Origin of the sequence: Pigmentiphaga humi, from assembly GCF_900606115.1 — a bacterium.
GTDB classification, from domain to species: domain Bacteria; phylum Pseudomonadota; class Gammaproteobacteria; order Burkholderiales; family Burkholderiaceae_B; genus Pigmentiphaga; species Pigmentiphaga humi.
Genome location: NZ_UWPJ01000035.1, coordinates 1 through 12,957 on the forward strand (window position 1 = coordinate 1; position 12,957 = coordinate 12,957).

The window sequence follows — 12,957 nt, forward strand, 5'->3', positions numbered from 1 at the left end:
GGGGCGGCACGGGCTTGGGCGGCTCGGGTTCCGGCTGCGGCTCCGGCCGTGGCGTGGGCTCCGGTTCGTTGGGCGAAGGCAGCGCGGTCCACAGTTCGGCCTGTACCGGACCCGGGCTGTGCCGGTTCCAGTTCAGGCTGAAGACCAGCGCCAGGACCAGCAGCACGTGCATCAGCAGCGCCAGGCCGAAGGACTTCCACTTGCCGGGTTCGGGCGGCTGTCGCGGTGGCTGGCGGGTTCGATCGTTGGGCGCCATGGGCAATCAGGAGCCTTGTTGCTTGACCAGCAGGCCGACCCGCGTCACGCCCTGCCGCTGCAGGTCGTCCATGACCTTCAGCACGGATTCGTACTGGGCCTTGCGGTCGGCGGAAATGACCACCGGCTGGTTGGGATGTTCGGACTGGCGGTCGCGGGCGAGGCGCGCCAGGTCGTTGCGGGGCACCGGCCGCGGCGTGCTCTCGCCGCGCTCGCGGTCGCGGATCGTGACGCTGCCGTCGGCGGCCAGGATGATCTCCAGCGGCTTGACGGGCACCTGCGAGGCCTTGCCCACGGTGGGCAGGTCGATGACGCCGGGCGACATCATCGGCGCGGTGACCATGAAGATCACCAGCAGCACCAGCATGACGTCGATATAGGGAACGACGTTGATCTCGTTCATGGAGCGGCGTCCGCCGCGTCCTCCGCGGTTGCCGGAGCGGATCGAGGGCATCAGCGCACCTGTCGTTGCAGGATGTTCAGGAACTCGTCGATGAAGCTGTCGAAGCGGATCGAGAGCCGGTCGATGTCGTGCGAGAAGCGGTTGTAGGCGACCACGGCGGGGATGGCGGCGAACAGGCCGATGGCGGTGGCGACCAGCGCTTCGGCGATGCCGGGCGCGACGCTGGACAGCGTGGCCTGTTCGACGTTGGCCAGGCCGCGGAAGGCGTGCATGATGCCCCAGACGGTCCCGAACAAGCCGACGTAGGGGCTGACCGAGCCGGTCGAGGCCAGGAAGGCGAGATGGGATTCGAGCGAATCCATTTCGCGTTGGTAGGCGGCGCGCATGGCGCGGCGCGGGCCGTCCAGCAGCGTGTTGACGTCATGCAGCTTGCCCTGGCGGCCTTTGGCGAATTCGGCCATGCCGGCTTCGAAGATGCGGGCCAGCGCGCCCTGTTCGCCGCGCCGGGTCGACACTGCGTGGTGCAGCATGTTGAGGTCGCCGCCGGACCAGAAGTCGGCCTCGAAGCGGTCGGTCTGCTGCTTGGCGCGCTTGATTGCGAAATGCTTGCGGAAGATGTAGGTCCAGGACATCAGCGAGACGATGGCCAGGATGGCCATCACGCACTGGACGGTAAAACTCGCCTGGGTGATCAGGGACAGGATGGACATGTCCTGGTTGACGTTCATGCAAGATCCTTTTGGGGGGCGATAGGATGAGAGTGTCTCGGGGTTAATCCGTTCCGCTGCCTGGCTCCAGCGGCGCGAGCCGCTGCGCCAGCTCGGCGGGCAGCGCGCGCGGCCGCATGGTCGTGCGGTCGACGCAGCCCACCTGGACCAGGCCGCTGGCCAGCAGCTCGCCGCCGCGTTCGCAGGCTTGCGAAAAATCGATCGATGCCCTGCCGAGCCGCGCGACGCTGCTGCGTATGACCAACTGGTCGTCCAGGCAGGCCGGCCGGCGGTAGTCCGTCCGGATGGCGCGCACGACGAAGATGCAGCCGGTCTGCTCGGCCAGGAGGCGCTGCTCGACGCCTAGCGCCCGCAGCCATTCGGTGCGCGCACGCTCGAAGAACTTCAGGTAATTGGCGTAGTAGACCACGCCGCCGGCGTCGGTATCTTCGTAATAGACCCGGATCGGGAACCGGAAATCGCTGGCAGGGCTGGACACGAGGCAACCTTGGAGTCGGGCGGAATATCGCTGGCCGATGCGGCCTTGGGGCGAAATTGTAAACAACCCGCCGGCCCGGGGCATCCCAAGGCCGGCCCGCCGCCGCGGCAATTGTGACGGCATGTAAAGCGGGAAACTTTGAGAGGTGGATGCCGTCTGACCACGAGGAAGCGTTGATAGCAAGCCTGTGCGGCTTCGGGTGCGTGGGTGGCGCCGTCCGGGTCATCGACGCTTCCGCCTTCTGTCATGTGGACGTCATGCTGTGCGTGCATGATGGCGTCCGAAACAGCGCATACTGTGCCTCGGCACAGTGAAAGCCCGTGAACTGGGGGATGCCCAGCACGGGCTTTCTTTTGTCCGCGCGTTTCGCCTTCGGAGGCGGAGCTCCGTCAGCCCGGCTGGATGTTGCCTGCCTTGACCACCGGACGCCAGCGCTCGATTTCCTGGGCGATGTGGCGGCCGAAGACTTCAGGGGTGGAGGGCATGCCGATCGCGCCCAGGGTCTGGAAGCGCGTCTGCAGTTCGGCGCTGGCCAAGGCCTGGTTGACCGGGCCGTTCAGCCGCTGCACCACGGCGGCGGGCGTGCCCGCGGGCGCCACGATGCCATACCACTGGTCGGCCTCGAAGCCGGGGTAGCCGCTTTCGGCCACGGTGGGCACGTCGGGCAGCGCCGGCAGCCGCTTGCTGCTCGATACCGCCAGCGGCCGCAGCTGGCCGGCGTTGATGGCGGGGATCACGGCGGGCGCGCCGGTGAAGACCAGTTGCACCCTGCCGGCAATGGTGTCGGTCATGGCGGGAGCCGTGCCGCGATAGGGCACGTGGACCATGAACGTTTCGGACACCATCTTCAGGTATTCGCCGGCCAGATGCGCAGCGCTGCCGTTGCCGCCCGATCTATAGTTGAGCCGGCCGGGGTTGGCGCGGGCGTAGGCCACCAGTTCGGGCAGCGAGCGCACCGGCACCGACGGATGGACCGCGAGCACGTTGACCACGTTGGCCAGCCACGCCACGGGAACGAAATCCTTGAGCGGGTCGTAGGGAAGCTGCGGGTAGATCAGCGGGCTCACCGCCAGCGTGCCGATGTGGCCGATCAGCAGCGTGTAGCCGTCGGCGGGCGATTTGGCCACGCGGTCCGCGCCCACGGTGCCGCCCGCGCCGGGCACGTTCTCGAGGACGACGGACTGGCCCAGCGATGCGGTCAGTTTCTGGGCGATCGCCCGGCCCAATACGTCGGAGCTGCCGCCCGGGGTGAAGGGGTCGATCAGGCGTATCGGCCGGGTCGGCCATTCCTGGGCGCGTGCCGGTCCGCCCGCAGCGGCGGCGGCAGCCGCTGCCAGCAGCAACTGGCGGCGGGTGAGAGTCATCATGGGAACTTCCTCCTTGGTCTGCCCTGGCTGCTTGTCCGGGCGCCCGGCCGCGGGCGTGCCGGCGCCTGCCGCCGGTCGCGGCAGTTGCCAGGGTCGGCGCCAGTCTAAGCAGTTTGGCGGGGTTTACGGGGAGTTGCCGGAGGGATATAAGTGTTTTAGCGCGACATCAAAGCATTTTCTGGGTCTGGCGCCAGTTGCTGGCGGAGTCCTGTCGCGTTTAAAACAGTTCGGCGCCACCCGCCTGGGCGGGCGGCGTCAGGCCGAGATGGCGGTAGGTGCCCTGGGTGGCGATGCGGCCGCGCGGCGTGCGCTGCACGTAGCCATGCTGGATCAGGTAGGGCTCGATGACGTCTTCGATGGTGTCGCGCTCTTCGCCGATGGCGGCGGACAGGCTGTCCAGGCCGACCGGGCCGCCGTCGAATTTGTAGACGATGGCTTCGAGCAGCTTGCGGTCCATGACGTCCAGGCCGGCCGGATCGACATCCAGCATGGAGAGCGCGGCATGGGCCACTTCGCCGGTGATGCGGCCGTCGGCCTTGACCTCGGCGTAGTCGCGCACGCGCCGCAGCAGGCGGTTGGCGATGCGCGGCGTGCCCCGCGAGCGGCGCGCGATCTCCTGGGCGCCGTCCTCGCCGATGCGGGCGTTGAGCAGGCCGGCGCTGCGCGTGACGATGGCGGCCAGTTCCGCGGCGGTGTAGAACTCGAGCCGGGCGATGATGCCGAAGCGGTCGCGCAGCGGATTGGTGAGCATGCCGGCGCGGGTGGTCGCGCCCACCAGCGTGAACGGCTGCAGGTCGAGCTTGACGCTGCGCGCGGCCGGGCCTTCGCCGATCAGGATGTCGATCTGGAAATCTTCCAGCGCCGGGTAGAGGATTTCCTCGACCACCGGCGACAAACGGTGGATTTCGTCGATGAACAGGACGTCGTTCTTTTCGAGATTGGTCAGCAGGGCCGCCAGGTCGCCCGGGCGTTCGAGCACCGGCCCGGAAGTCTGGCGCAACTGCACGCCCATTTCCCGCGCAACGATGTGCGCCAGCGTGGTCTTGCCCAGCCCGGGCGGGCCGAACAGCAGCACGTGGTCGAGCGATTCCTCGCGCTTGCGCGCGGCGGCGATGAAGATCTCGAGCTGCTCGCGGATGCGCCGCTGGCCGACGTATTCGTCGAGCGCCTTGGGGCGCAGGGCGCGTTCGACCGCTTCTTCGTTGGGAGAAGCGGCGCGCGGCGAGATCACCCGGGTGTCGGGGCCGGAGTCGGCGCGTACGGAGAGCTTATCGGGCTGGATCGCCATGTCGTGGAAGGCAGCATCTGCTGGTTTGCCGGGGTTGCCGGCTATGTTAGCTTTTTTCCATCATCGACGAGGGCAAGCAGTACGCGACGTTCGCGCTCGCATGGGCGCCCGGTCATGAAGCATGCGGCAACCACGTGCGGTCGCCGCAGGGCCGCGTTTACGATCCGCTTCGTGGCGCCGGGCGAGGGGGCTCGTCGATGATCGTATTGCCCAGGACCCCGATGCCGCTTACCTCGACCTCGAGCCTGTCACCCGCCTTCAGGAAGACCGGAGGCGTGCGCCGCGAGCCGACGCCGCTGGGCGTGCCCGTCGAAATGATGTCTCCCGGCTGCAGTTCGGTGAAAGTGGAGATGTATTCGATGAGAAAGCCCAGGTCCCAGACCATGTTGGCGAACGAGGAATGCTGCATCTGCGTGCCGTTCAGCCGGGTCGTCAATACCATTTGCCGAGGATCGGGGATCTCGTCGCGGGTGACCAGCCACGGACCGCAGGCGCTGCCGGCGTCGAAGTTCTTGCCGGCGGTCAGGCTGTGCCGTTGCCAGGCCCGCAGCGAACCGTCCATCATGATGGTATAGCCGGCAATATGGTCGACGGCGTCTTTGGCGGCAATGTGGCGTCCTGCCTTGCCGATGACCACGGCCACTTCTCCTTCGAAATCGTAGGAGTCCGATATCGCGGGCTTGATGAGCGGTTGTCCATGCCCGACCAGGGCCTGGGGGTGCTTATCGAACAACGCGGGATGCTCCGGGGCTTCTTTGCCAGTTTCAGTCTGATGTTCCTGGTAGGCCCAGCCAACCGCGAAGATCCGCGCATTGCGGTTGGCGATGACGGGCAGGTATTCGAGCTCGTCGAGCGGCAGGTCGGGCTGAGTATTCGTGCACAGGGCCGCTGCCTCGTTCAGCAAGTCTTGGCGAAGAAGGTCGGGGATGTCGGCGCAGCGTCCGCCCAGGCGAACGCCGAGATCGATGAAACCCTGGTCGGTGGCGGCGCCGAAATGGGCCTCGCCGTTGATGCGTATTGTTGCAAGACGCATGTCTATGCTCCTGGAGTTATTGAGCCTTGATGTTCGTGGTGCGGATGACCTTGCCGTACTTTTCCAGGTCACTCGAGATCAAGCCGGCGAACTCGGCGGTGCTGGAGCTCTGGGGTTCGAAGCCGAGCTGTTCCAGTTGTTCGTTCACGCGCGGCATGGCAATGACCTGGACCAGGGCGGCGTTGAGCTTGGCGACGATATCGGGCGGCGTGCCTGCCGGCGCCAGCACGCCCTGCCAGCCTTGGTATTCGTACCCTGGCACGCCCGATTCGCCGACAGTGGGGACGCCGGGCAGCAGCCGCAGCCGGTGGCCGCTGGTAACGGCCACCGCGCGGAACTTGCCTGCCTTGACCTGTGGCAGCGATACCGCGAGGGTGTCCATGGACATCTGCACCTCTCCGCCCAGCAGGGCCGTTGCCATGGGTGCGTTTCCTTTGTACGGCACGTGCAATATGTCGATGCCCGCCATGTTCTTGAACATTTCCATGCCCAAGTGGAACGGGCCGCCTATGCCGGACGACGCGTAGGACAGCTTGCCGGGCGCCTGCTTGGCCGTGGCGATGAGGTCCGGCAGCGATGTGATGGGCGAGCGGGCGTTGACCAGGATGGCCATCGGCAGAACGGCCACCTGGGAAACCGGCGAGAAATCCTTGATCGGGTCCCAGTCGGTGCGTTGGATATGAGGAAGGATGGAATGGCCGTTGGTAGTCAGCAGCAGCGTGTAGCCGTCGGGCGCCGAGCGTGCGACGTCCGAGGTCCCTACGGCACCGCCGGCGCCGCCCCGGTTGTCTACCACTATGGTCGTCCCGAGCGTGGCTCCGAGTTCCTTCGATAGCGCGCGGGCCACGGCGTCCACGCCACCGCCCGCCGGAAACGGGACTACGAGGCGTATGGGACGCGTCGGATAGTCGCTGGCTTGCGCAGGCGGTGCCGCGGCCAGCAGCACGCCTGCGGCCAGGCCGAGCGTGGATAGAAGAGCTTGCATAGTTTGTCTCCAACGATGGTCGAGATCTCATGGCGGATCACTGTCGTGTTCGTTTGCCTCGGATGCCGCGGGGCGATGCCTGGGAAATGTCTGGGGGCGTTCTCCTTTCGCGTCGAGGGGTCAGATGGATGCGGGCAGGGGTTCGCCCGCGGCGGTTGCCTGACGGATCGCGTCTGCGACGGCGCCATAGTCGCGCCGGGCAGCCTCGGCCGACACATAGCCGCGCTGGATGTCGAGCGCAATGGCAGCCGGGTCGCGCGCCTGTGGCGGACCGTAGCCTCCGCCGCCTCCGGTATGGATGTAGACCTTGTCGCCCGGCCCGAGCGGCAGATCCGTGATCTTGAGATAGCGCACCGGCTCGCTGTCGCCGCGCCTGCGGATGTCGACATAGTTGGGCGCAGCGGCCTTGCCCTCCAGGACGCCCCAGGGGGGGCAGCCATGCCGCTCGAAGGTCAGGGTGAGTTTGACTGGATGCTTGATGGTGTATTCCTTGTCGATGCCCAGTCCTCCGCGGAACTGGCCGGCGCCGGCCGAGTCGCGCCGAAACTCGATTCGGTCCAGGTGCAGGCCGTACAGCATTTCCTGCACTTCCACCGGTACGTCGAGGGTGTCGCCGTGAGCGAGCGTCTTGAACGGGCCGGTCCCATCACGGTCGTTCAGGGCTCCCATGCCGCCCAGCGACGTGTCCAGATGGCTGAAAAGGCGTCCGGTGTCGGGGTGCAGACCCTGGAAGCGATGCGACCCCATCGAGGCATGGTGACCCGCGGCGATCTTGTCGGGAATGGCGCCCGCCATGGCCTGGATGATGGTATCGACCACGGTGCTCAGCGGTGCGCTGTAACGCGCCATGGGCGCCGTGGCCGATGCGCTCAGGAACTTGCCTTCGGGCAGTATGACCTCCAGCGGCGCGAAACTTCCTTCGTTGGTGAGCTCGCGGGGCGTGGTCAGATACTTGAACGCGATGCGGGCGCATGTCTCGCCGCCGCCGTAGCGGCCGGAATTGAACGGTCCCCGTACCTGGGGCGAGATATCGGAAAAGTCCACGATGAAGCGTTCGCCATCGATTCTGACGGTGATCGGACATTCAATGGCCTTGTCCAGATCGATGCCGTCGTTGTCGAGGAACGCCGCCGCTTGGTAGGTGCCGTCTGGAATGGCGCGCACCATGCTGCGTGCCTGCTGCTCGGATTGCGACCACATGATGCCGATCGCGTCGAGCAGGGTGCGCGCGCCGAATTTGGACGCGAGCTGCTCGAGCAAGGCGGCGCCTTTCAGGCAGCCGGCCATCTGGGCTTCGACGTCGCCGAGGACTGCCTCGGGGAAGCGGGTGTTGTATTCGATCATCCGGTAGGTTTCGGCTACCGGTTGGCCGCGGCTGCGCAGCCTGATGCAGCGGAACTGTATGCCCTCCTGGAAGATGTCGGTGCTGTCGTTGGAGGCGGAGGAGCCGACGTATTTGCCGCCGATGTCGGTCCAGTGCGCAAGTATCGCCATGAAGGCGATGATGCGGTCCGGCGCTGCCGGGTCCATGACGGGGGTGAACATCACAATGTTGTTCAAGTGCTGACCCAGGGTGCCGGCGTGGTTGGTGATGATCACATCGCCGGCGCTTATTCCATCGGGACCGTAGGTAGCCAGGCCGTCTCGCACGGCCAGGCCCAGCACGTTGGCCAGGAAGATGGGGATTCCGCCGCGCGATTGCGCGATCAGGGCGCCCTGCGCGTCGACCATGCCTACGGCGTAGTCTTTGTACTCGTAGATGAGTGGACTGAACGCAGTGCGGGTAAGGTCGGTCTCGACCTCGTCAGGGATCGACTGCAGCAGCTGCCGGATGATTTCCAGCGTCACGGGGTCGACCGCGGCTCGGATTTGCTTGGGTTCCGCCATGGGATTCATGTCTCCAGATCCAGATGCACTCTGATTTCTCCGAGCCGACCTATTTCGAACCGGTCTCGGGGGCCGACCACGGTGGTCGAGCCGTATTCCTCGATCAGCGCCGGACCGGCCGCAGCGAAGCCGGCGCCGAGTTCGGCACGCTTGTAGACTCGGGTGGCGACGCGGCCGCCGGGGAAATAGACGGAGCGGGTCTGCACCGAGGGGATGGGAAGCGGGTCGCGGTTGGGCGCTAGCGACTCGAAGGTCGGCTTGTCCATCTCGCCCAGGCCGGCCAGCGTGAGGTTGACGATCTCCACCGCTCCCTTCGGGTCGGCGTGACCGTAGCGTGCACGGTAGAGCGATTCGAACGTGGCCCGGAGGTCGGCCGCTGCCGCGGAAGGGACCAGCGGCGTGCGGATCGAATGGACCTGCCCGCGGTAGCGGATTTCTGCAAACGCGCTGAAGGACGGCCGTGCGTGGACGGAACTCGCCTGCAAGGCGGCCGTCAACTGCGCGCGCATTCCTTCGAGGACGGCTGCGGCGTCGGCCATGGCCGGATCGTCGAGCTGGCGCACGAAGGTGGTCGAACTGTCTATCCGCGCATCCGCCAGCAGCATGCCCACCGCAGAGAAATTGCCCGGCTCGGGCGGTACGATCACCATCGGGATGGCCAACTGGCGGGCGAGTTGCACGGCATGCAGCGGGCCCCCGCCGCCGAACGCGAATAGCGTGTATTCGCGAGGATCCAGGCCTTTTTCCACGGTGACCCGCTTGATGGCGTTGGCCATGGTCACTGATGCAATAGCGATGATTCCTTCGGCCATGGCGTCCAGGTCATCGTCGCTGTCGTAGCCGAGCGGGGCTGCCACACGCTGGCGGATGGCTTTCCTCGAGGCGTCGGCGTCCAGCTGCATGGCGCCGCCCAGGAAGCCCTTGATTCGGCCCAGCGCCAGATTGGCGTCGGTAACCGTGGGCTCCGTACCGCCGCGCCCGTAGGCGACCGGCCCGGGTGTCGAACCGGCCGAGCGTGGCCCCACGTGCAGGCGCTGCTGATCGTCCAGGTACGCGATCGAGCCGCCGCCCGCGCCGACCTCGACGATGTCGATGACCGCCCCCCGGATGGGGAACCCGCGTTCGTAGCCGCCGACGTAATAGACGGATTTGACGTCGAACTCGCCATCCTGCACGACGGCGCACTTGGCCGTCGTGCCTCCCATGTCGAATGCGATGGCGCGCTCGATGCCGAGTTCCCTGGCGTATGCCGCGGCCCCGATACTGCCGCCTACGGGACCGGACTCCACCAATGCCACGGGCGCCGCGAGCGCATCGTCCACGCTGAGCACTCCGCCGTTGGACCCCATCATGAACAGGCGGCCCGCGAACGCCTGATCCCGCAGGCGGCGATCGAGCACACCCAGGTAGCCGGATACCTGCGGGCCCACATACGCGTTGGCGGCCGCGGTAGCTGTTCGTTCGAATTCGTACCATTCGCTGGACAATGCCGCGCCATGGGTGATGACGACACCAGGCAACTGCTCGCGCAAACGGTCTGCGACCTTCTTCTCATGGTCGGAGAACTGGTAGGAATGCAGGAACGAGATGGCGACGGATTCGACGCTTTCCTCGCGCAGGACCCGGGCTAGAGCGTCGATGTCTTCACGGCTCGGTTCGACGAGCGGCTCGCCCTTGCCCGATACGCGTTCGGCGATCTCGTAGCGAAGTTCGCGCGGCACCAGCGGCGGATGACGGCGATAGCCCAGATCGAATGGTTCAGGGCGGTTGCCGCGCCCCATCTCGAGAACATCGCGAAAGCCGCGAGTCATGACGAGCGCTGTCCTGGCGCCGTTGCGCTGGATCAGAGCGTTGATCACCAAGGTCGTGCCGTGCTTGAAGATCTGCCCGCGAGACAGGTCCAGATCGGCCTTGGCGGCGCAGTCGAGCACACCGTCGACGAAGTTGTCGTACGTGGTGAGGCTCTTGGTGTAAACCACTTTGCCGGTGTCGGCGTCGTAGGCCGCCAGGTCGGTGAAGGTGCCGCCCGTATCGGTCCCGATGATTAGCATGTCTTGTCTCCGTTGACCGCCGCCGCCCAGGTAGGGGCGGCCTTTTGGTTCTCGTGCATGTGCGTTCCCGTCGTGGTGGGGTCACGTCACTGTAGTCACCGGGTACTCATATATCAACGCATACCAAGTTATAGTTCGAATAACTTTTTGTATGAGATAAGCGCCATGCCCGACCTGAAATCCATGGAGTATTTCGTGCAGGTCGCACAGCTCGGCAGTTTTTCCAGGGCCGCTGAAGTTCTGCGGCTGACGCAGCCGGCGGTCAGCCGCCAGGTGCGCAAGTTGGAAAGCGAGATGGGAGTGCCGCTGCTTTATCGACGCGGCCGCAACGTTGCGCCTACCGAAGCCGGGCAGATTCTGTTGTCGCGCGCGCGCGAGTTGTGCAAGGAGGCGGCCAAGATCTGCGAGGATGTCAGGGCCGGCGCATCGCTGCCGTCCGGACCCCTGTCGATAGGCGTGGCCAATGTGATCGGCCAGCTATTGCTGCCGGCGGCGGTGGCGAGCTTCCGTGAGCGCTGTCCCAACGTGCGCCTTCACATCTCGGAGGGTTATTCGGGTTTCGTCGAGGAATGGCTGATCGACGGCCGAGTCGATGTGGGGCTGATCTGGGGGCGGCCCGCCTCGGCGGCGATCGACCTGCAGCCCATGATCGCGCTCGATATGTGCCTGATCGCGCCGGCCAAGCCCCATCCGGTATGGGAGGCACGCCAACCCCTGGGTAAGCACTGCACCTTGCAAGAGGCGGCGCGCCTGCCGCTGATACTACCGGCGCTGCCGCACGCGCTGCGCATGACAGCCGAGGCGGCGGCAGAGAAAGTGGGGCGCCGCCTGAATGTCGAGATCGAGGTAGACGGCGTGGCACTGACCAATGAATTGGTCAAGGCCGGCTTGGGCTATACCGTGATGACCCATCCTGGGTTGACCGACGACGTGAGCCGAATACGCATCATCCCGATCAGTTCGCCGCGCATGCACTGGGTGCTGTCCTTCGCTACCTTGAAGGGCACCCGCAATTCCCCGGCCATTCGCGAGTTGTTCGCCGAATTGATGAATTGGTGCGAGCGCAAAGTCGTCAAGGGCGAGATCGCCGGCAGGCTGGTGAAGCGGCATTGAGCCCCGGGCGGCAGCGCGTCCGTGTGCCAAGGGGCTTGTTGTGATCTGCTCTCTTCTCTCGTCCTATCGGGCCAGGGACTTCAGCGCCAGTTTGATCCCTTCCGACACGCCCGCACCAGGAGGCAGATTCTTGACGGCGGCCACGGCTTCGCGTTCGGAATACCCCAGCGCCACCAGTGCGTTCAATACGTCGGCCTGCCCGTCGGCTGCGGAGGGATGGCCGCTGGCGCCGATATCGGCGCCCAGCTTGCCCTTGAGTTCCAGCATCAGCCGCTCGGCGGTCTTCTTGCCGATGCCGGGCACGCGGGTCAGGCGGCCGGTTTCCTGCAGCGTCACCGCTTGCGACAGTTCGGCCACCGTCATGCCCGACAGCACCGCCAGCGCGATCTTGGCGCCCACGCCGCTGACCTTGATCAGCTCGCGGAAGGTGGCGCGCTCGGCGGCCGTGCCGAAGCCATAGAGCACGTGGGCGTCCTCGCGGATCGCCAGGTGGGTGAGCAGGGTCACGCGGGCGCCCAGTTCGGGCAGGGAATACAGGGTGCTCATGGGAACGTCGAGTTCGTAGCCGACGCCCTGGACATCCAGGCAGATGGTGGGAGGCTGCTTTTCGACCAGGGTTCCGGTCAGTCGTCCGATCACGTGGGTACCTCGGTGGGGTGCGCCGGGCCGGGAGGCCTGTGCAGGGCGCTGGGCGGGCCGCCTCGGGCCCGTGTCAGGAGAACCGTCCGCCGCGCAGCCGGGTGGGCCGGCGCGAAGACGCCGCAAGGACGCCATTGTCGCGCAAACGCTCGGCCAGCGGCGCGATGTGCGCATGGCAGATGGCGCAGGCCAGCGCATCGGCGGCATCGGCGGCGGGCGCGCCGTTCAGGGCGAGGAGGTGCTGGACCATGGCCTGCACCTGGGTCTTGGCGGCGCGGCCGGTGCCGACCACCGATTTCTTGATCTGCAGCGCGGTGTATTCATGGACCGACAGGCTGCTGTCGGCCAGCGCGCACAGCGCCGCGCCGCGCGCCTGGCCCAGCAGCAGCGTGGAATGCGGATTGGTGTTGACAAAGACTTTCTCGACCGCGGCGAAGTCGGGCGACGTATCGCGCACGACCTGCCGCAGGTTGTCGAGAATGACCTTGAGCCGCGCCGACAGGTCGCTGTCCGCCGGCACGACGATGGTGCCGCTCGCCACATAGCGCAGCCGCACTCCGTCCGACTCGATCACGCCGAACCCGGTGCGGCGCAAACCCGGATCGACGCCCAATATGCGCATATCCTCTCTCTCAATCGCAAAGCGGCCGCCTTTCGACCACGGGCGCCGCGGATCCGGCTCGGCCGGTCCGCCAGCGCCGCCCCTGGGGGCGCGCGTGAGCGCGTAGGG

At 66.3% G+C, this 12,957-nt stretch carries 12 protein-coding genes and 1 pseudogene; 1 reads left to right on the plus strand and 12 read right to left on the minus strand.

What is annotated here, in order from left to right:
* From PIGHUM_RS20860 to PIGHUM_RS20905, 10 genes and pseudogenes are all read right to left on the minus strand, one after another.
* Window positions 1–256 (minus strand): annotated as a pseudogene (locus PIGHUM_RS20860) (cell envelope integrity protein TolA); the annotation flags it as partial.
* 6 nt (window positions 257–262) lie between these two features.
* The gene (tolR, locus tag PIGHUM_RS20865) at window positions 263–709 is read right to left on the minus strand and encodes a protein TolR (RefSeq protein ID WP_124081647.1); all 447 of its coding nucleotides are present in this window, start codon (window positions 707–709) and stop codon (window positions 263–265) included.
* Window positions 709–1,386: a protein TolQ gene (gene tolQ, locus PIGHUM_RS20870; RefSeq protein ID WP_124081648.1), complete on the minus strand. Its 678-nt coding sequence runs from the start codon at window positions 1,384–1,386 to the stop codon at window positions 709–711. The genes tolR and tolQ overlap by 1 nt, the downstream gene beginning before the upstream one ends.
* Before the next feature lie 43 nt (window positions 1,387–1,429).
* Window positions 1,430–1,864, minus strand: a complete 435-nt coding sequence (gene ybgC, locus PIGHUM_RS20875; RefSeq protein WP_246013399.1) for a tol-pal system-associated acyl-CoA thioesterase — start codon at window positions 1,862–1,864, stop codon at window positions 1,430–1,432.
* A 389-nt stretch (window positions 1,865–2,253) separates the two neighbouring features.
* Window positions 2,254–3,228, minus strand: coding sequence for a Bug family tripartite tricarboxylate transporter substrate binding protein (locus PIGHUM_RS20880; RefSeq protein WP_425466744.1), 975 nt, complete (start codon window positions 3,226–3,228; stop codon window positions 2,254–2,256).
* A gap of 220 nt (window positions 3,229–3,448) precedes the next feature.
* The gene (ruvB, locus tag PIGHUM_RS20885; RefSeq protein WP_124081651.1) at window positions 3,449–4,519 is read right to left on the minus strand and encodes a Holliday junction branch migration DNA helicase RuvB; all 1,071 of its coding nucleotides are present in this window, start codon (window positions 4,517–4,519) and stop codon (window positions 3,449–3,451) included.
* A 157-nt stretch (window positions 4,520–4,676) separates the two neighbouring features.
* Window positions 4,677–5,552, minus strand: coding sequence for a fumarylacetoacetate hydrolase family protein (locus PIGHUM_RS20890; RefSeq protein ID WP_124081652.1), 876 nt, complete (start codon window positions 5,550–5,552; stop codon window positions 4,677–4,679).
* 16 nt (window positions 5,553–5,568) lie between these two features.
* A complete protein-coding gene (locus PIGHUM_RS20895; RefSeq protein WP_124081653.1) occupies window positions 5,569–6,537 on the minus strand; it encodes a Bug family tripartite tricarboxylate transporter substrate binding protein in 969 nt (322 codons plus the stop codon).
* A 120-nt stretch (window positions 6,538–6,657) separates the two neighbouring features.
* The gene (locus tag PIGHUM_RS20900) at window positions 6,658–8,433 is read right to left on the minus strand and encodes a hydantoinase B/oxoprolinase family protein (RefSeq protein ID WP_124081654.1); all 1,776 of its coding nucleotides are present in this window, start codon (window positions 8,431–8,433) and stop codon (window positions 6,658–6,660) included.
* Window positions 8,430–10,475 (minus strand): hydantoinase/oxoprolinase family protein, encoded by a 2,046-nt coding sequence (locus tag PIGHUM_RS20905; RefSeq protein ID WP_124081655.1) that lies wholly within the window; start codon window positions 10,473–10,475, stop codon window positions 8,430–8,432. The genes PIGHUM_RS20900 and PIGHUM_RS20905 overlap by 4 nt, the downstream gene beginning before the upstream one ends.
* A gap of 165 nt (window positions 10,476–10,640) precedes the next feature.
* Between PIGHUM_RS20905 and PIGHUM_RS20910 the strand changes: the two genes are divergently transcribed.
* On the plus strand, window positions 10,641–11,588 hold the full coding sequence (locus tag PIGHUM_RS20910; protein ID WP_160142383.1) for a LysR family transcriptional regulator: 948 nt from the start codon (window positions 10,641–10,643) through the stop codon (window positions 11,586–11,588).
* A gap of 63 nt (window positions 11,589–11,651) precedes the next feature.
* Here the strand turns inward: PIGHUM_RS20910 and ruvA are convergent, their stop codons facing one another.
* Both ruvA and ruvC read right to left on the minus strand, forming a co-directional pair.
* Window positions 11,652–12,227, minus strand: a complete 576-nt coding sequence (gene ruvA / locus PIGHUM_RS20915) for a Holliday junction branch migration protein RuvA (protein WP_124081657.1) — start codon at window positions 12,225–12,227, stop codon at window positions 11,652–11,654.
* A 73-nt stretch (window positions 12,228–12,300) separates the two neighbouring features.
* Window positions 12,301–12,849 carry a crossover junction endodeoxyribonuclease RuvC gene (gene ruvC / locus PIGHUM_RS20920; protein ID WP_124081658.1) on the minus strand — a complete coding sequence of 183 codons (549 nt, stop codon included), beginning with the start codon at window positions 12,847–12,849 and terminating at the stop codon, window positions 12,301–12,303.
* Window positions 12,850–12,957 lie beyond the last annotated feature (108 nt).

Coding starts and splice junctions, on each gene's coding strand:
- tolR (WP_124081647.1), bottom strand. CDS start 709: ATGCCCTCGATCCGCTCCGGCAACCGCGGAGGACGCGGCGGACGCCGC.
- tolQ (WP_124081648.1), bottom strand. CDS start 1,386: ATGAACGTCAACCAGGACATGTCCATCCTGTCCCTGATCACCCAGGCG.
- PIGHUM_RS20880 (WP_425466744.1), bottom strand. CDS start 3,228: ATGACTCTCACCCGCCGCCAGTTGCTGCTGGCAGCGGCTGCCGCCGCC.
- ruvB (WP_124081651.1), bottom strand. CDS start 4,519: ATGGCGATCCAGCCCGATAAGCTCTCCGTACGCGCCGACTCCGGCCCC.
- PIGHUM_RS20890 (WP_124081652.1), bottom strand. CDS start 5,552: ATGCGTCTTGCAACAATACGCATCAACGGCGAGGCCCATTTCGGCGCC.
- PIGHUM_RS20895 (WP_124081653.1), bottom strand. CDS start 6,537: ATGCAAGCTCTTCTATCCACGCTCGGCCTGGCCGCAGGCGTGCTGCTG.
- PIGHUM_RS20900 (WP_124081654.1), bottom strand. CDS start 8,433: ATGAATCCCATGGCGGAACCCAAGCAAATCCGAGCCGCGGTCGACCCC.
- PIGHUM_RS20905 (WP_124081655.1), bottom strand. CDS start 10,475: ATGCTAATCATCGGGACCGATACGGGCGGCACCTTCACCGACCTGGCG.
- PIGHUM_RS20910 (WP_160142383.1), top strand. CDS start 10,641: ATGCCCGACCTGAAATCCATGGAGTATTTCGTGCAGGTCGCACAGCTC.
- ruvC (WP_124081658.1), bottom strand. CDS start 12,849: ATGCGCATATTGGGCGTCGATCCGGGTTTGCGCCGCACCGGGTTCGGC.